16 protein-coding genes are annotated in these 18,237 nt (G+C 58.7%); 4 read left to right on the forward strand and 12 right to left on the reverse strand.

The annotated features are described in order from the left end of the window. Positions 1-137: 137 nt before the first annotated feature. On the reverse strand, positions 138-845 hold the full coding sequence (locus tag HBN79_RS10850) for a TetR/AcrR family transcriptional regulator (RefSeq protein ID WP_095002208.1): 708 nt from the start codon (positions 843-845) through the stop codon (positions 138-140). Between the two features lie 260 nt (positions 846-1,105). Here HBN79_RS10850 and lexA point away from each other — a divergent pair, with 260 nt between their 5' ends. Together lexA and sulA are read left to right on the forward strand one after the other, a co-directional pair. Beyond that, complete coding sequence (lexA, locus tag HBN79_RS10855; protein WP_029611310.1) at positions 1,106-1,714, forward strand: transcriptional repressor LexA; 609 nt, start codon at positions 1,106-1,108, stop codon at positions 1,712-1,714. An 11-nt stretch (positions 1,715-1,725) separates the two neighbouring features. Further along, on the forward strand, positions 1,726-2,199 hold the full coding sequence (gene sulA, locus HBN79_RS10860) for an SOS-induced cell division inhibitor SulA (protein WP_095002210.1): 474 nt from the start codon (positions 1,726-1,728) through the stop codon (positions 2,197-2,199). A 69-nt stretch (positions 2,200-2,268) separates the two neighbouring features. On the opposite strand, the gene HBN79_RS10865 is transcribed toward sulA, so the two are convergent. The 7 genes from HBN79_RS10865 to HBN79_RS10895 form a co-directional block, all read right to left on the reverse strand. Further along, a complete protein-coding gene (locus tag HBN79_RS10865) occupies positions 2,269-2,502 on the reverse strand; it encodes a hypothetical protein (protein WP_003446620.1) in 234 nt (77 codons plus the stop codon). A 118-nt stretch (positions 2,503-2,620) separates the two neighbouring features. Next, positions 2,621-3,142, reverse strand: coding sequence for a DUF6586 family protein (locus HBN79_RS10870; RefSeq protein ID WP_095023994.1), 522 nt, complete (start codon positions 3,140-3,142; stop codon positions 2,621-2,623). 279 nt (positions 3,143-3,421) lie between these two features. Next, positions 3,422-6,049 carry a type I DNA topoisomerase gene (topA, locus tag HBN79_RS10875; RefSeq protein ID WP_095019369.1) on the reverse strand — a complete coding sequence of 876 codons (2,628 nt, stop codon included), beginning with the start codon at positions 6,047-6,049 and terminating at the stop codon, positions 3,422-3,424. A 114-nt stretch (positions 6,050-6,163) separates the two neighbouring features. Then, positions 6,164-6,400, reverse strand: a complete 237-nt coding sequence (locus HBN79_RS10880) for a DUF1653 domain-containing protein (RefSeq protein WP_095002213.1) — start codon at positions 6,398-6,400, stop codon at positions 6,164-6,166. An 87-nt stretch (positions 6,401-6,487) separates the two neighbouring features. Then, complete coding sequence (fadA, locus tag HBN79_RS10885; RefSeq protein ID WP_095002214.1) at positions 6,488-7,663, reverse strand: acetyl-CoA C-acyltransferase FadA; 1,176 nt, start codon at positions 7,661-7,663, stop codon at positions 6,488-6,490. A gap of 27 nt (positions 7,664-7,690) precedes the next feature. Continuing rightward, positions 7,691-9,838, reverse strand: a complete 2,148-nt coding sequence (gene fadB, locus HBN79_RS10890; RefSeq protein ID WP_169916715.1) for a fatty acid oxidation complex subunit alpha FadB — start codon at positions 9,836-9,838, stop codon at positions 7,691-7,693. A gap of 405 nt (positions 9,839-10,243) precedes the next feature. Beyond that, a complete protein-coding gene (locus tag HBN79_RS10895) occupies positions 10,244-10,681 on the reverse strand; it encodes a hypothetical protein (RefSeq protein ID WP_088379313.1) in 438 nt (145 codons plus the stop codon). A gap of 103 nt (positions 10,682-10,784) precedes the next feature. On the opposite strand from HBN79_RS10895, the gene HBN79_RS10900 reads away from it, so the two are divergent. Next, the gene (locus tag HBN79_RS10900; RefSeq protein ID WP_016780044.1) at positions 10,785-11,225 is read left to right on the forward strand and encodes a universal stress protein; all 441 of its coding nucleotides are present in this window, start codon (positions 10,785-10,787) and stop codon (positions 11,223-11,225) included. A 76-nt stretch (positions 11,226-11,301) separates the two neighbouring features. Here the strand turns inward: HBN79_RS10900 and HBN79_RS10905 are convergent, their stop codons facing one another. Next, a complete protein-coding gene (locus tag HBN79_RS10905) occupies positions 11,302-13,218 on the reverse strand; it encodes an ATP-binding cassette domain-containing protein (RefSeq protein ID WP_016780043.1) in 1,917 nt (638 codons plus the stop codon). Positions 13,219-13,433: 215 nt separating this feature from the next. Here HBN79_RS10905 and HBN79_RS10910 point away from each other — a divergent pair, with 215 nt between their 5' ends. Beyond that, positions 13,434-15,362 (forward strand): transglycosylase SLT domain-containing protein, encoded by a 1,929-nt coding sequence (locus HBN79_RS10910; RefSeq protein ID WP_095019371.1) that lies wholly within the window; start codon positions 13,434-13,436, stop codon positions 15,360-15,362. A 53-nt stretch (positions 15,363-15,415) separates the two neighbouring features. Here the strand turns inward: HBN79_RS10910 and HBN79_RS10915 are convergent, their stop codons facing one another. The 3 genes from HBN79_RS10915 to yegS all read right to left on the reverse strand — a co-directional run bounded on the left by HBN79_RS10915 (position 15,416) and on the right by yegS (position 18,215). After that, positions 15,416-16,222: an MOSC domain-containing protein gene (locus tag HBN79_RS10915; protein WP_095020295.1), complete on the reverse strand. Its 807-nt coding sequence runs from the start codon at positions 16,220-16,222 to the stop codon at positions 15,416-15,418. A gap of 70 nt (positions 16,223-16,292) precedes the next feature. Continuing rightward, complete coding sequence (locus HBN79_RS10920; protein WP_095019373.1) at positions 16,293-17,228, reverse strand: chemotaxis protein CheV; 936 nt, start codon at positions 17,226-17,228, stop codon at positions 16,293-16,295. A gap of 75 nt (positions 17,229-17,303) precedes the next feature. Then, positions 17,304-18,215, reverse strand: a complete 912-nt coding sequence (gene yegS / locus HBN79_RS10925) for a lipid kinase YegS (protein ID WP_095023996.1) — start codon at positions 18,213-18,215, stop codon at positions 17,304-17,306. Positions 18,216-18,237: the final 22 nt, after the last annotated feature.

Raw genomic sequence — 18,237 nt, forward strand, 5'->3', positions numbered from 1 at the left:
CCGGTCCGGATACGCAGGCACGGGCCTGCGCACCGCACTCCAGAGAGGCGGCGGCGAATTGGCAGACGGGAACAAGACAGGGCTGGGCATGACAGCTAGCTTAGCGGATCAAAGCTGCCGCGCCCACCCGCAGCGGGTCAAACCTTGACGCTGACCGGTGCAGTTTTACTGCGAGGACGCATCTGCGCACTGGCCATGGCCGGATCGCTGACGCCGCTCTGGGCACGCATGCCGGCGGCGAGAAACGGCACCATCAGGCGCATCACCTGCTCGATCGAGGTGTTAACGCCAAAATCGGTCTCGGCAATGGCACGCAGCGCCTTGATCCCCGACATGCTGAAGGCCGCCGCGCCGAGCATGAAATGCACGCGCCAGAACAGCTCGATGGGCGGGATCTGCGGAGCCGCTTCATTGACCAGCAGCATATAGCGGCGGAACACCTTGCCGTACATGTCTTCAAGATAGCGGCGCAAGTGGCCCTGGCTCTGGCTGAAGGCCAGACCCAGCAAACGCATGAAGATCGACAGGTCGTTGCCACTGCGTGGCTGAATCACCAGCGCCTGCTCGACCAGCATCTCCAGCAACTCCTCAAGAGTCGGGCGATTCTCCGGCTTGCCCTGACGGCGCTCCAGCTCACGGTCCAGGTTGGCGCAGAAAGGCCCCAGGAAGCGTGAGAACACCGCCTGGATCAGCGCTTTCTTTGAACCAAAATGGTAATTGACCGCCGCCAGATTGACCCCGGCCTTGCTGGTAATCAGCCGCAATGAAGTTTCAGCAAACCCTTTTTCCGCGAACAGCTGCTCGGCAGCATCAAGGATACGTTCAACGGTTTCCGACTGGGCCATGACTACTCCGCCTGACAAACATTTAAACACTTGTTTGAAACATACGTTTCAGCCAGTCAAAAGTCAAGATGACCTATTCGTTTTGCGACCGGTCGGTTTCGCATTTAACCACAGCCTCGGCCAGCCCGGCCCCAACTGATAAGGTACGGGCCACAGCGCTTATCGACGACCGTCCAGCGGACTGCCGGAAATGGATGATTGCCAATACGCCTTCACTGTATATAATCCCAGTCACTGTATAAAAAGACAGAGCGATCATCATGTTAAAACTGACGCCACGCCAAGCTGAGATCCTGGCTTTCATCAAGCGATGCCTGGATGACAACGGATACCCGCCCACCCGTGCCGAGATCGCACAGGAATTGGGCTTCAAGTCACCCAACGCTGCCGAAGAGCACCTCAAGGCCCTGGCCCGCAAGGGGGCCATCGAGATGACCCCTGGCGCTTCACGAGGCATTCGCATTCCCGGCTTCGAAGCCAAGGCTGACGAATCCACCCTGCCCATCATCGGCCGGGTTGCTGCCGGTGCGCCGATCCTGGCGCAGGAACACGTTGAAGAGTCCTGCAACATCAACCCGACCTTCTTCCATCCGCGAGCTGATTACTTGCTGCGCGTACAGGGCATGAGCATGAAGGACGTCGGCATCTTCGATGGCGACCTGCTGGCTGTGCATACCTGCCGCGAAGCGCGTAACGGCCAGATCGTGGTAGCCCGCATCGACGACGAAGTGACCGTAAAACGCTTCAAGCGTGAAGGCAGCAAAGTCTGGCTTATCGCTGAAAATCCGGATTTTGCCCCTATTGAAGTCAATCTCAAGGAGCAGGAACTGGTTATTGAAGGCCTGAGCGTCGGCGTTATTCGCCGCTAATAGGAGGCGTCATGCAGTTCCCCCACACACCGCTGCCCGCACAACTGACCCTGTTCGAGGCGTTCATGGCACAGCCCATGGCCCCTGCGATCAAGGACGTGCTCGAATCACCCTGGAGCGCCGAACCTGAAGTCTTCAGTGAGCTGTCGCTACGCGGTGCTGCCGGAAACTGCCTGAACCTGCTTGCCCCCATGCTGCGCGAACTGAGCGAGCAGCAAAACGCCCGCTGGTTGACCCTTATCGCACCACCGGCCAGCCTGACCCAAAGCTGGCTGCGCGATGCAGGGCTGAACCGCGAGCGAATTTTGCTGCTGCAGCCCAACGGCAATAAAAGCGCGTTGCAGCTCACCTGCGAAGCGCTACGCCTGGGCCGCAGCCACACCGTTGTCAGCTGGATCAACCCGCTGAACAGCGCTGCACGCCAACAGTTGATCAGCGCAGCCCGCACCGGTCACGGGCAAAGCCTGAATATTCGCCTGGGCTAAACAAGCAACGCTGCCACAGGGCCAGTGCAGAATGCACTTGCCTGGCTGCGGCACAGGGTTGCGGGGCGATTAATGAAGAATGCGCGGCCCGTCGTCTTTTTCCAGCTCGCCTTCTGCCAGCCGACCCGCCATTTGCACGCCGACGCTGAGCATGGCCTTGGCCACCTCTACGTGCTGACCCTGAAGAAAAGCCTTGGCATCTTCAGAAAAATTCAGCGTGACCAAAGACCCTTCGTCCTCAGCACGGCGCAACTCGATGCGGCCGTCTGGCAACTCGACAATTTCTAGAAAGGACGTTGGCATATAAATTTGTTCTCCACGAAAGCGTGGGAGTATATCAGCCATCCTATGGGAAATTCCCAGGATCTGTGCGCTTTGTACTACAGACTGATGAATGACTGTACCGTTTCACTTATGACCCTCAGCACTCATTGAGTCCATCACGGAACCGAATGGCCAGCGCCTTGAGATTTTGGCGCCACTCTTCCATGGTTTCGCGGCTTAGCTCATGTGGCGCCTCGTCCTCCAGGCTGACCGTATCGATCAAAGGCTGGAATACATCTGCCTTGACCTTTTTCGGCGCCTGCAGCGGCTGATACAGCGCTGCATGGGTGGCCATCAGCTGCGCCAGCCAGGTTTGCGGCGCGCAAGCCAGCTCGACCAGCTCTGCCAGTTCAGGGATGGCTTTCTCGTCCAGCACCTGCCGGGTGAGCAACAACTCAACCCGTGGTGCGCTGGCTTGTGACAGGCGATAAAAGCCTGCAATTTCATGACACAGGCCTAGCAAGGCACCATATAAATGGAATACCGCCGCCTCGCGCTCGGCCTGAACCAGCGCCTGGGCATTCATGGCCCGACCTTCGCTCGCCTTGTTCATGGCCTCCAGGGCCAGACCGGCGAAATAGATCTTCTGATTGGTGCGGGTATAGAGTTCGTGAGCCATGCGGGCGCTCCACAGCGGATGGGTAAAGGCAGGTCGTGCAGTCTCAGGGATCAGGGCGTGCTGGCGCAAGGCCCACGTTCCCTAGCGTCACGTGTGGGAGCGGGCTTGCTCGCGATGCAGGCGCTGAGGTGTTCCAGTCATACCGTGTCGATGCCATCGCGAGCAAGCCCGCTCCCACAAAAAGTGCTCCAGCGGCGACAACCACGCCCGGAACCGGCAAAAAAAACCGCGCAAGGCATGCAGCCCTTGCGCGGTTTTTTATTCAGCTATCAGCTCGGGTCAGGCGTCTTTGTCTTTACGCTTGTCTTCAACCTTCCAGCTCTTGCCATCGTAGAACGCACGCCAGCCAGTCGGCTTGCCATCCACTTCGGTCTGTACGTACTGCTCTTTGGTTTTGCGACTGTAGCGAATCACCGCCGGGCGACCATCCGGGTCTTTCTTCGGTGCTTCACACAGGAAATGGTACTTGGGATCGATCTCGTCCTTGTGTGGAATGATTTCAATCACCAGCGGCGCTCGGGTCTCGCGGTTCTTGGGGAACTGGCTGGCCGCCAGGAACAACCCCGAAGCGCCGTCACGCAGGATATACGTGTCGTTGACCTTCTCGCACTTGAGCTCCGGCATCTTCACCGGATCCATTTTCGGCGGCGCCGCTTCACCGCTTTTCAGCAGTTTGCGGGTGTTTTTGCATTCGGCATTGGTACAGCCAAAGAACTTGCCGAAACGACCGGTTTTGAGCTGCATCTCGCTGCCGCACTTGTCGCATTCAAGGCTCGGCCCTTCGTAGCCCTTGATCCGGTAGTTGCCTTCCTCGATCTCGTAGCCAACGCAATCCGGGTTGTTACCGCAGATATGCAGTTTGTGCTTCTCGTCCAGCAGGTAAGCGTCCATGGCCGTGCTGCAAATCGGGCAACGGTGCTTGCCCAACAGTACCAGCGACTCGGATTCACCTTCGTCGTCGGCGGCAATTTCATCGCCCGGCACCAGGTTGACCGTGGCCTTGCAGCGTTCTTTCGGCGGCAGACTGTAGCCCGAGCAACCCAGGAATACGCCGGTCGATGCCGTACGAATCTGCATCGGACGACCACATTCCTTGCACGGAATATCTGTCATGACTGGCTGGTTGGCGCGCATACCACCTTCCGGCGCAGCAGCAACTTCAAGCTTCTTCTTGAAGTCGCCGTAGAACTCGTCCAGGACGTTTTTCCAGTCGCGCTCACCTTGCGCAACGTCATCGAGGTTCTCTTCCATGCCGGCGGTAAAACCGTAGTCCATCAGGTCGGAGAAGCTTTCAGACAGGCGCTCGGTAACGATATCGCCCATTTTTTCGGAGTAGAAACGGCGGTTGTGCAACGCCACGTACCCCCGATCCTGAATGGTCGAGATGATCGCTGCATAGGTCGAAGGACGACCGATGCCACGCTTTTCCATCTCTTTTACCAGGCTGGCCTCGGAGTAACGCGCAGGTGGCTTGGTGAAGTGCTGGCTCGGATCAAGCTCGATCAACTTGAGCTTATCGCCCTGGGCCATGTCCGGCAGCACATCGTCGTCGCCCGGCTTGGCAATTTGCGGCATCACACGGGTGTAACCGTCGAATTTGAGGATGCGACCTTTAGCACGCAGCTCAAAATCACCGGCCGCCACAGTGACGGTGGTCGACAGGTATTTGGCCGGCAGCATCTGGCATGCCACGAATTGGCGCCAGATCAGCTCGTAAAGGCGCTCAGCGTCGCGCTCCATGCCCGTCAGCTTGCTCGGGTGCATGTTGACGTCGGAAGGACGAATCGCTTCGTGAGCCTCCTGTGCGCCTTCCTTGCTGCTGTACACGTTGGCTGCCGGCGGCAGGTAGTCCGCGCCGAACTCGCCTTCAATGTAGGTGCGTGCCATTTCGACCGCATCGGCCGACAGGTTGGTGGAGTCGGTACGCATGTACGTGATGTAGCCCGCTTCATACAAGCGCTGGGCCATCATCATGGTTTTCTTCACCCCGTAGCCCAGGCGATTGCTCGCTGCCTGCTGCAGGGTGGACGTGATAAACGGCGCCGACGGCTTGCTGCTGGTCGGTTTGTCTTCACGCTTGACGATGCTGTAGCTGGAAGCCTTGAGCTTCTCCAGGGCAGCCATGGCCTGGGTTTCGTTCAGCGGCTTGAACGCCTCGCCTTTTTCGCGGGCAACGTCGAAGCGCACCTTGGCACCCTTGGCGGTGCCAAGGTCAGCGTGAATTTCCCAGTATTCTTCGGGGTTGAACGCACGAATTTCGCGCTCACGCTCCACCACCAGCTTCACCGCCACCGATTGCACACGGCCTGCCGACAGGCCACGGGCAACCTTGGCCCACAGCAGCGGCGAAACCATGTAACCCACTACACGGTCGAGAAAACGGCGTGCCTGCTGGGCGTTGACCCGGTTGATATCCAGTTCACCCGGCTTGGAAAAAGCTTCCTGAATCGCCTTTTTGGTGATTTCGTTGAACACCACGCGCTTGTAGCGGCTGTCATCACCCCCGATGGCTTCGCGCAGGTGCCAGGCAATGGCTTCCCCCTCGCGATCCAAGTCGGTTGCGAGATAGATGGTGTCAGCATCCTTGGCGAGCCGGCGCAGCTCTTCGATGACCTTTTCCTTGCCCGGGAGGATCTCGTACTTGGCTTTCCAGCCATGTTCCGGATCGACGCCCATGCGCGAGATCAGCTGCTTTTGAGCTTTCTCTTTTGGCGACAGGGCCGGCGCCTCGCCGGCCGCAGCCTTACCACGCTTGGCAGCAGGTTCTTTGCTGGCGCTAGCCGAACCGCTGGTGGGCAGGTCTCGGATATGGCCGATACTCGACTTCACCACGTACTCGTTACCCAAGTACTTGTTGATGGTCTTGGCCTTAGCCGGGGATTCCACAATGACCAGCGATTTGCCCATGGATCAGAAAATTCCTGAATTCTAGAAGTGAAAGGCGGTTCGCGCCTGACGCGGCACCGCTATATATAGTGGCTACAAGGTGAGGTCAAGCACAGGGTTCTGCGCGACCATGCCTTATGGCCGGGAAAAAACGCTGGGTTCGGCCTGAATCAGGGCAAAGCGCGGGACCTGTTCGCCCTCGACAATGACTGACTCCAGGAACATGCTCAGCGGGCGCACCCAAAAGCCGTAATCGCCATACAGGGCTTGGTAGAACACTACATCCTCTTCGGTTTCGGAGTGGCGAGCCACACTGAATACCCGATATTGAGGGCCTTTGTAATGTTGATAGAGCCCGGGTTGTAGCGGCATGTTGCGGCCCCTCTGCAAAATAAAAAAATAAAAACGCTTAAAAACAAAAACCGGGGCACAAGGCCCCGGCTTCCATCATCGCAACGCTTAGACGCGTTCGAAGACGGTGGAAATGCCCTGGCCAAGACCAATGCACATGGTGGACAACCCGAAGGTGCCGCCATTTTGCTTCATTACATTGAGCAAAGTGCCAGAGATACGAGCGCCCGAACATCCAAACGGGTGACCCAGAGCGATGGCACCGCCGTGCAGGTTAACCTTCTCATTCATCTTGTCGAGCACTTTCAAATCTTTCAGCACTGGCAGGGCCTGTGCAGCGAAAGCTTCGTTAAGCTCGATGAAGTCGATATCAGCCATATTCAAGCCCGCACGCTTCAACGCTTTTTGCGTAGCCGGTACTGGACCATAGCCCATGATCGCAGGATCCACACCGGCAACGGCCATGGAGCGGATAACGGCCAAAGGCTCCAGGCCCAGGTCTTTTGCACGCTGAGCCGACATCACGATCATGCACGAAGCACCATCGGTGATCTGCGACGACGTGCCCGCAGTCACTGTACCGCCTTTAGGGTTGAAAGCAGGTTTCAACGCCGCCAGGCTTTCCAGGGTGGTATCTGGACGAATAGTTTCATCGTAGTCGAAAATCTTCAGGAAGCCGTTTTCGTCATATCCCTGCATCGGGATGATTTCGTCTTTGAACTTGCCTTCAATCGTCGCCTTGTGCGCCAACTGGTGCGAGCGCACTGCAAATGCGTCCTGCTGTTCGCGGGTGATGCCGTGCATCTTGCCCAGCATTTCAGCGGTCAAACCCATCATGCCCGAGGCTTTCGCTGCGTACAGCGACATGTGCGGGTTAGGGTCAACGCCGTGCATCATGCTCACGTGGCCCATATGCTCGACGCCGCCAACCACGAAAACGTCACCGTTGCCGGTCATGATCGCTTGCGCAGCCGTGTGCAGAGCGCTCATGGACGAGCCGCACAGGCGGCTTACGGTCTGTGCAGCGCTGGTGTGCGGGATCTGGGTCATCAGCGACGCCATGCGCGCGATGTTCCAGCCCTGCTCCAGGGTCTGGTTCACACAGCCCCAGATCACGTCTTCCACTTCGCTCGGGTCAACCTTGTTGTTGCGCTCCAGCACTTTGCTGATCAGGTGCGCAGACATGTCTTCAGCACGGGTGTTGCGGTGCATGCCACCCTTGGAGCGGCCCATCGGGGTGCGACCGAAGTCTACAATCACCACGTCTCTAGGATTCAAGCTCATAATTTCACTCTCACTCTAATGGGGCGCTTAACCGAAGAAGCTCTGGCCGTTCTTGGCCATCTCACGCAGCTTCGCAGTCGGGTGGTACAGCGCGCCCAGTTCAGCGTACTGATCGGCCAGGGCCACGAACTCTGCAACACCGATCGAATCGATGTAGCGCAGTGCGCCGCCACGGAACAGCGGGAAGCCAATACCGTAGACCAGACCCATATCGGCCTCGGCTGCGGTTTCAACGATGCCGTCTTCCAGGCAGCGTACGGTTTCCAGACACAACGGAATCATCATCCAGTTGATGATGTCCTCGTCGGTCACGTCGCGCTGCTCGTAAACAATTGGCTTGAGCACTTCAAGTACGCTGGAATCAACGACTTTCTTCTGCTTGCCCTTTTTGTCAGCCTCGTAGGCATAGAAGCCCTTGCCGTTTTTCTGACCCAGGCGCTTGGCCTCGTACAGGGCGTCGATCGCTGAGCGGCGGTCGTCTTTCATGCGGTCCGGGAAGCCTTCAGCCATCACGTCGCGACCGTGGTGGCCGGTGTCGATGCCGACCACGTCCATCAGGTACGCCGGGCCCATTGGCCAGCCGAATTTTTCCATTACTTTGTCGATGCGCACAAAGTCGACACCGGCACTGACCAGACGGGCAAAACCGCCGAAGTACGGGAACAATACGCGGTTGACCAAAAAGCCCGGGCAGTCGTTGACCACGATCGGGTTCTTGCCCATTTTCTTGGCGTAGGCAACGGTGGTGGCAACAGCCAGGTCGCTGGACTTCTCGCCACGAATCACTTCAACCAGCGGCATCATGTGCACCGGGTTGAAGAAGTGCATGCCGACGAAATTTTCCGGACGCTTGAGGGCCTTGGCCAGCAGGCTGATGGAAATGGTCGAAGTGTTAGAAGCCAGGATGGCGTCTTCGCGAACGTGGTTTTCCACTTCCGCCAGTACCGCTTGCTTGACCTTCGGGTTCTCGACTACCGCTTCGACCACCAGGTCGACGTTGCCGAAATCGCCGTAGGACAAAGTAGGACGAATACCGTTCAGTACTTCGGCCATTTTCGCCGGAGTCATGCGACCTTTATCAACGCGACCCACCAGCAACTTGGCGGCTTCAGCCAGCCCTTGCTCGATGCCGTGTTCGTTGATGTCCTTCATCAGGATCGGCGTGCCTTTGGAGGCCGACTGATAGGCAATACCGCCACCCATGATGCCTGCACCCAGAACGGCGGCCTGCTTCACGTCTTTGGCGATTTTGTCGTAGATCTTGGCTTTTTTCTTCAGTTCCTGATCGTTCAGGAACAGGCCGATCAGACAGTTTGAAGCGGAGGTCTTGGCCAGTTTGGCAAAACCTGCAGCTTCCACTTCCAGCGCCTTGTCACGACCGAAGTTCGCGGCTTTCTGGATGGTCTTGATCGCTTCAACCGGGGCCGGGTAGTTCGGGCCGGCCTGGCCAGCCACGAAACCTTTGGCGGTTTCGAACGCCATCATTTGTTCGATTGCGTTGAGCTTGAGCTTTTCCAGCTTCGGCTGACGCTTGGCCTTGTAGTCCAGCTCACCACTGATGGCGCGCTTGATCAGGTCCAGGGCAGCTGCGCCCAGCTTGTCAGCGGTGACCGCAGCATCAACGGCACCTACTTTCAGAGCGTCTTCTGCGCGGTTTTCCTTGCCGGAGGCAATCCATTCAACCGCGTTATCAACGCCGATCAGGCGTGGCAGACGCACGGTGCCGCCAAAGCCCGGGTAGATACCCAGCTTGACTTCCGGCAGGCCGATCTTGGCGCTGTCAGCCATGACCCGGAAGTCGGCTGCCAGGCACATTTCCAGACCGCCGCCCAACGCGATGCCATTGATGGCAGCGACGGTAGGTACGTTGAGGTCTTCGAAATCGCTGAAGATTCTGTTGGCTTCCAGGTTGCCGGCAATCAGCTCGGCATCCGGCAATTTGAAGTTTTCAACGAATTCGGTGATGTCGGCGCCGACGATAAACACGTCTTTACCGCTGGAAACGATGACACCCTTGACCGAAGCATCTGCCTTGATCGCATCTACTGCCTGACGCAATTCGTTCAGGGTTAGACGGTTGAACTTGTTGACGGACTCACCCTTGAGGTCGAACTTGAGTTCGACGATGCCACTTTCAAGAGCCGTAACCGTGATGGCTTTACCTTCGTAAATCATCAACTGATCTCCAGGATATGGAAGCTGAACAGTACACGTCAGAAGCTAGCGCCTGGCTGTCACTGACCTTTGCGTCAATGCTGTTGCCAATCCGCCAGGCACACCCGCCAACGCGATAATCGGGATTGAACAAGCATCGTCCGACACGACAAACACTCAATTCATACGCCCGTTTGATTTGGGTGTCGACACCTTCACGGAAAAGCGATCGATTGTCAATTGTCCAAAACAATGATGACAAAACGACCCGGCAGTCAGTTTAGACACCTGCGCTATGAGCGCCCGAAACCATTGCGGCGCCTTGCAGGTGAAAAGTGTGGGAGCGGGCTTGCTCGGGATTCAGACGCCGCGGTTTGTCTGCCACACCCGGCCGATTCCATCGCGGGAAGCCCGCCCCCACAAGGGTCATGCCAGCGCCTTGAGCACCTCGTCAATGGCCTTGAGCACCTGAGCCTCGCCCTTCTCGCCCCAGACCAGCACAATCATTTGTTTATCGGCCTCAACCTTGTAGACATTGGCTGGCAGCTTGCGAAACTGCGCCAGCAGGCGCTCGTCCTCGCATTCTTCCTGCCAGCGATTGAGCCATTTTCCCGGTGCCGATTGCCAATAGCACCAAACATCAGGTTTAGTACTGCGGCGCGGACGGTGGTACTGCGCGCAGGAACCGGGCGGTTGCGGCTCAAGCCAGTGCGGCCACTCCTGAGGCGCCAGCTGCATGGACAACCCCATGCGCCGCGCCTCCATGCGCAGGTCCATCCGACCACTTTGCCCCCGGGACGGGCGCAACCACGCCAGGGGACTCAGAACCAGTGCCAGGATTGACACCACTATCCATACCGTCATATCTGTACTCTCACTGCTTGATAAACGCATGACCCAGACTTGAACCAAGGCTCTGGAAAAGGGCCATACTCATAATTAATCGCCATCTACAGGAGCACCCCACATGCCCTACGAACATATCCTGGTCGCCGTCGACCTGACCGACGAATGTGACCCCGTGATCAACCGCGCCAGTGAAAGCGCCAAGGCCAACGGCGCCAAATTGTCACTGATCCATATCGTCGAACCGATGGCGATGGCGTTCGGCGGCGATGTGCCAATGGATCTCTCGCAACTGCAGCAGCAACAATTCGACCAGGCCAAGGAACGCCTTGAACGCCTGATCGCCAAATACCCGCAGCTGCACAAGGACTACTGCCACCTGAACTACGGCCAGCCGCGCCAGGAAATCCATGCCCTGGCCAAAGCGCAAAACTGCGACCTGATCGTGGTTGGCAGCCACGGCCGCCACGGCCTCGCCCTGCTGCTGGGCTCGACCGCCAACGACGTACTGCATGGTGCACCGTGCGACGTGCTGGCGGTCAGCCTGAAAAAACCTGACTGAGTTTATCTGCAGCAACCACAAAAAAGCCCGGCCCCTTATAAAAGGGCCGGGCTTTTTCAGTTCAGCACGGGGTCAATCAGGCATCCAGCTCGGCCCAGCGCTCAACCAGCTGCTCAAGCTCGGCTTGCAATGTTTCAAGCTTGGCAATCACTTCCGCGGTTTTGGCCGCAGGCAGTTGATAGAAACCAGCGTCAGCCATTTCTGCTTCAACCGCAGCAATGGCCTGTTCCTTGGCGTCGATATCGGCCGGCAGGGCTTCCAGCTCACGCTGCAGCTTGTAGCTGAGTTTCTTTTTCGCCGCAGGAGCAGGCTGAGCAGCCACAGGTGCCGGTGCAGCCTCGACCACGGCCGAGTTGAGGTCGGCTTTGCCCGACTTGCTCTCGGTCACGCCCAGCAGGCGCGGTGAACCGCCCTGACGCAGCCAGTCCTGATAACCGCCCACGTACTCGCGAACCTTGCCTTCGCCCTGGAAAACCAGGGTGCTGGTCACCACGTTATCGAGGAATGCCCGGTCGTGACTGACCATCAGCACAGTGCCCTTGAAGGTCAGCAGCACCTCCTCAAGCAGCTCCAGGGTTTCAACGTCGAGGTCGTTGGTCGGCTCATCGAGCACCAGCAGGTTGGCCGGCTTGCTGAACAGCTTGGCCAGCAAAAGACGCGCACGCTCACCACCCGACAGCGCCTTGACCGGCGTGCGGGCACGCTGAGGGCTGAACAGGAAGTCACCCAGGTAGCTGAGCACGTGACGGCTCTGGCCGTCGATATCGATAAAGTCGCGGCCTTCGGCCACGTTGTCGATCACGGTTTTTTCCAGATCCAACTGATGGCGCAGCTGATCGAAGTAAGCCACGTCGATACGCGTGCCCTCTTCAACCGTACCTTCGGTTGGCACCAGGCCGCCCAGCATCAGCTTGAGCAACGTGGTTTTACCGGTACCGTTGGCACCCAGCAGGCCGATACGGTCGCCGCGCTGCAGCACCATCGAGAAGTCCTTGAGCAGGAACGGACCACCCGGGTGAGCAAAGCTGACGTTTTCCAGCACCATCACTTGCTTGCCGGACTTGTCTGCCGTGTCCAGCTGGATATTCGCCTTGCCGGTACGCTCGCGACGTTCGCTGCGCTCTACGCGCAGTTCTTTCAGGGCGCGCACGCGGCCTTCGTTACGGGTGCGGCGGGCCTTGATGCCCTGGCGGATCCAGACTTCTTCCTGAGCCAGACGCTTGTCGAACAGCGCATTGGCGGTTTCTTCCGCGGCCAGGGTAGCTTCCTTGTGCACCAGGAAACTGGCGTAGTCGCCATTCCAGTCGATCAGGCCGCCACGGTCCAGCTCCAGAATCCGGGTGGCCAGGTTCTGCAGGAATGAACGGTCATGGGTAATAAACAGAACCGCGCCCTGGAAGTCCTTGAGGGCCTCTTCCAGCCACGCGATTGCGCCGATATCCAGGTGGTTGGTCGGTTCGTCGAGCAGCAGCAGGTCCGGTTCGGAAACCAGAGCCTGTGCAAGCAGGACGCGACGACGCCAGCCGCCGGACAATTCGGCCAGGGTTTTGTCGGCGGGCAATTGCAGGCGGCTCAGGGTGCTGTCCACCAATTGCTGCAAGCGCCAGCCATCACGGGCTTCGAGGTCTTGCTGGACGTGCATCAGCTTGTCCAGGTCAGCATCGGTGACGATGTTCTGGCTCAAGTGATGGTACTGGGCCAGTAACTCGCCAACACCGTCCAGGCCTTCGGCCACAACGTCGAATACAGTCCGCTCGTCGGCAACCGGCAACTCTTGCGGCAATTCGCCAATCTTGAGGCCGGGCGCGCGCCAAACAGAGCCGTCATCGGGTTTTTGATCACCTTTAACCAGCTTCATCATGCTGGACTTGCCGGTACCGTTGCGGCCGATGATGCACACCCGCTCTCCACGGGCGATCTGCCAGGACACCTTGTCCAACAACGGCATAGAGCCGAAAGCAAGGGACACATCGCTGAATTTGAGCAGGGTCATGAGCTTCTCCAAAAACTGGGCGCGCATTCTACCTGATTTGAACCCCCGGGCGGCCGGGTATTTCTTGTACGGTGCCGTCTTGCCTTCATTTAGTGCCAAGTTGCTATGGTTGGCCGCCAAGACGTTCACGCGTCGCTGGCAAAAGGCTAAGCTACGAAATAATCAGTGCAGGTTCGGCCTGCGCTCGTCACGTTTTTTATCAGTACGGAAGCCTCATGCGCAGTCGTCTCTTCAACTTTTTATCCTGCCTGCTTCTCACCAGCTGCGCCGTGCAAGCCGCCCATGGCGCAGACCTGACCCAACAACGCCAGCTCTACGACCAGGCCAAGCGCGCCCTGGCCAAAGGCGATTCCGGCCCTTACTTTCAAAATTCCGCAGCCTTGCGCAGCTACCCGCTTACGCCGTATCTGGCCTATGACGAGTTGACCGCACGCCTGAAGTCCGCAAGCAACACAGAAATCGAACAGTTTCTCGCCGCACATGGCGACCTGCCGCAAGCCAACTGGATGAAACTGCGCTGGCTGCGCTGGCTGGCAGACCGTGGCGACTGGGCCACTTTCGCAAAGTACTACGACCCCAAGCTCAACTTCACCGAGCTGGACTGCCTCAACGGCCAATATGAGTTGCAACACAACCGCAAGGCCGAGGGTTATGCCAGCGCAGAAAAACTCTGGATGGTCGGCAAGGCGCAACCGGCCGCCTGCGATGCCCTGTTCAGCCAATGGGCCGCGGCAGGCCAGCTGACCGAGCAAAAACGCTGGCAGCGGGTCAAACTGGCCGCTGAAGCACGTAATTACGCCCTGGCCACGCAACTCGCCAACGGCCTCAATACGCTTGGCCCACAAGCCCGGCTGATGATTGACGTGGCGCAAAAACCCGACATGCTCAGCCAGCCGTCACGTTTTGCCCCGGCCAGCGAGGCCATGTCTGACGCCGTAGGCCTGGGCCTGCGCCGCCTGGCACGTCAGGACCCGGAAAAAGCCGCGTCCCTGCTCGACACCTACGCCACCAACATGCATTTTTCCCGCGATGAAAAAGTCGCCATCGCCCGGGAAATCGGCCTGACGTTCGCCCGCCGCTACGACAGCCGCGGCCTGGACATCATGACCCAGTACGACCCCGAACTGCGGGACAATACCGTCACCGAGTGGCGCCTGCGTCTGCTGCTGCGTCTGGGCCGCTGGGAAGATGCCTACCAGCTCACCCGCAAACTCCCACAAGACTTGGCAACCACCAGCCGCTGGCGCTACTGGCAGGCCCGCAGCCTTGAACTGGCCGAACCCAAAAACCCGCAAGCTCAGGTCCTGTTCAAAAAAGTCGCCAACGAACGTGATTTCTACGGGTTCCTGGCCGCTGACCGGGCGCAAACCCCTTATCAACTCAACAACCGGCCGCTGGTGCTCAGCCCGCAACTGATCAAAAAAGTGCGCAATACGCCAGGCGTGCAGCGCGCACTTGAATTCCATGACCGCGGCCAGGTGGTCGATGGTCGTCGTGAGTGGTATTACGTCAGTCGCCTGTTCAGCCGTGACGAAATGGTCGCCCAGGCCAAGCTGGCTTACGACCTCAAGTGGTATTTCCCGGCTATCCGCACCATCAGCCAGGCCCAGTACTGGGATGACCTGGACATTCGCTTCCCGATGGCCCACCGCGATACCCTGGTGCGCGAAGCCAAACTCCGCGGCTTGCACTCCAGCTGGGTATTCGCCATCACCCGTCAGGAAAGTGCCTTTATGGATGACGCCCGCTCCGGCGTTGGCGCCAGCGGCCTGATGCAGTTGATGCCCGCCACCGCCAAAGAGACCGCACGAAAATTCAGCATCCCGCTGGCCTCGCCGCAGCAAGTGCTTAACCCCGACAAGAACATCCAGCTGGGTGCCGCTTACCTGAGCCAGGTGCATGGCCAGTTCAACGGCAACCGGGTGCTGGCTTCAGCGGCTTACAACGCCGGGCCGGGACGTGTGCGCCAGTGGCTCAAGGGTGCCAACCACCTGGGCTTCGACGTGTGGATCGAGAGCATCCCGTTCGACGAAACCCGCCAGTACGTGCAGAACGTGTTGTCTTATTCGGTGATCTACGGGCAAAAGCTCAATGCGCCACAGCCTGTAGTGGACTGGCATGAGCGCTATTTTGATGATCAGTGACAGGTAGCCTGTAGCAGCTGCCGAAGGAACGAGGCAGCTGCTACAGGGCTTGGCTACTCCAGGATTGTTACCGGCATGCCGACTTCCAGAACGCCATTACCCTCGTTAACCAGGTTCTGACCGAACATGGTGCCGTTTTCCTGCTTGCGGTAGGTCATCAGGGTCGCCAGCGGTTCGCGCTGTTCATCACGCACCCCTGTATGCGGATCAACAGTAGTGAGGATGCAGCGCGAGCAGGACTTGACCACGCGGAACTCGACATCGCCGATGCGGATACGCTTCCAGCCGTCTTCGGCAAAGGCTTCGCTGCCTTCGATCACCAGGTTGGGGCGAAAGCGCAGCATGTCCATCGGCCGGCCGATCTTGTGCGAAATATCATCCAGCGATGCCTGGCCAATCAGCAAAAGCGGATAACCATCGGCGAACGCAACCTGGTCATCATCCCGGCCGTAGCCCGACTCCGTGGTGCGCGCCCTTTGCAGTGGTACATGCACCAGCCGCACCGGCTTTTCTACAAAGCGGCTTAGCCAGTCAGCAGCAGCATCCCCTGCATCCGGTACACGCAAGGTGTCGCGCCATATCGTCACGCCACGCAGGTCGGTGTCGGCATCCGGCACTGTGACCTCCAGTGCCTCGAACCCTTCGGCATTCAGGGTCAAGCCACCGGCGACATTCCACAGCGCAGACAGCTGACTCATTTTGGGGTCGGCACGCTGGGTCAGAAACCGCCCGCTGGCTTCATCCACCAACATCCAGCGTCGATCGCCCACCAGCCCCAGCTTGTCCAGCGTGGCCAGAGGCAAGCTTTCACCCTTGCCGGATTTAAGTGGAAAACGATAAAGCGCGCTTAGACGCAGCATGACTCAGCTCCCTGCGGGGTTAAAAAAGCCACAGTATACGAGCCGATCACTGATGCAAAGGTGCGGGACTTCATGCAGGTTGTTGGTCCAGTATCAGGCGCTGACGTACGACATCCACCAGCTTGTCCGGCTGGAATTTGGACAGAAAATTGTCGCACCCGACCTTTTTCACCATCGACTCGTTAAAGCTGCCGGACAACGAGGTATGCAACACCACATACAGCGCGCGCAAACGCGGGTCATTACGGATTTCAGTGGTCAACCGGTAACCGTCCATTTCCGGCATTTCGGCATCGGTGAAGATCATCAGCAACTTGTCGGTCATTACCTGCCCTGTATCGGCCCAGCCCTTGAGCATGTTCAGCGCCTTCAAACCATCGCTGGCGATATGCATCTTGACCCCCAGTTGCGAAAGCGTTTCACGCAGTTGCGCCAGCGCTACACTGGAATCGTCGACCAGCAGCACTTCACGCCCGCGCACTTGCTCGAAGATCGGATCGGCAAGCTTCTCGCGCGAGACTTTGGCGTTGTACGGCACGATTTCGGCAAGAACTTTTTCCACGTCGATGATCTCGACCAATTGCTCCTCGACCTTACTGATGGCCGTCAGGTAATGACTGCGCCCGGCACTGGCGGGTGGAGGCAGGATGGCCTCCCAGTTCATATTGACGATACGGTCAACCCCGCCCACCAGGAAGGCCTGCACCGAGCGGTTGTACTCGGTGACGATAATGGTGCTGTCCGGGCCCGGCACCAGCGCACGCATGCCGATGGCCTGGGACAGGTCGATCACCGGCAGGGTTTTACCGCGCAGGTTGACCACGCCGCACACATGGGGATGGCGGTGCGGCATCAAGGTCAGTTTTGGCAATTGCAGGACTTCTTGCACCTTGAACACGTTGATCGCGAACAACTGCCTGCCGGCCAGACGAAACATGAGAAGTTCCAGTCGGTTTTCACCGACCAGTTGAGTGCGCTGGTCTACCGTGTCGAGAATGCCGGCCATGAGTAACTCCTGGGGTAGGTACTTGATGCCTGACCTTATCGGCCGGATTCCCAGGACCTTGATATCGTTTAGCTATCAACCAACCCGCAGTTCTGACTGGCCCAGCAAAGGCGACCCCTGGGGTAAGTGGACCTTCAAAGCGCCCTTGCGCACGGCAAAGCGCATCGCATCGCCCGCAAGCGGCTCACCATCGAGGTTGATCGCCAGCCCTTCGGCGGCCTTGATCTCGACCCAGGGCAAACGCGCGCGGACAAACAGGTTATCCAGCCCCCAGCCTTCGGTCATCAGGCTTTTGAGCGTGCCGACGATTTCCGTGGGTGCAGGCAAAATGCTGATATCCAGCATGCCATCATCGACCAGCGCCTCAGGGCACAGGACTTGCCCGCCCCCGGCCTGACGACCGTTACCGATGCCCAGCGCCAGCAACTCGCCTTGCCAGTGAAAGTCCGGCCCTTGTAGCTCGGCATAGGCCGCGTGCAGCTCAGTAAAGCGCGACAGCCCGGTAAACAGATAGGCAGCGCCGCCCAGGACCTTTTTCAGGTCTTCGGAGGTATTGGCCGTGACCTGGCTACCAAAGCCACCGGTGGCCATGTTCAAAAACAACTGGCCGTCGACTTCACCCAGATCGATGGGACAGGCTGGCACATCGAGCAAGGCCAGGGCTTGAGCGGGCTCCAGGGACACACCGGCCGCCCGGGCAAAGTCATTGGCGGTGCCCAACGGCAACAGCACCAGACTGGCCTCGGTATCGGCCAGTGCCATCGCCTCGCAAATATCACGCAAAGTGCCATCGCCGCCACCGGCAATCAGCCGGGTGTAGCCGCCCTCCAGCGCCTCGCGTACCAGACGCTGCGCATCCCCGGCCTCCCAGGTCAGCCGCACCGCCAGTTCCCACCCCGCCGCCCGCTGCTGCTCAACGGCAGCGCGCACGTCCTCGTTGAGCGCCTGCTTGCCGTGCAAAATCAAAAAAGCCTTACCTGCACTCATATTCCATCCCTCGACATAACGG

Source organism: Pseudomonas sp. WS 5051 (assembly GCF_012985715.1).
In the GTDB taxonomy this organism is placed as follows: Bacteria; Pseudomonadota; Gammaproteobacteria; order Pseudomonadales; family Pseudomonadaceae; genus Aquipseudomonas; species Aquipseudomonas bubulae.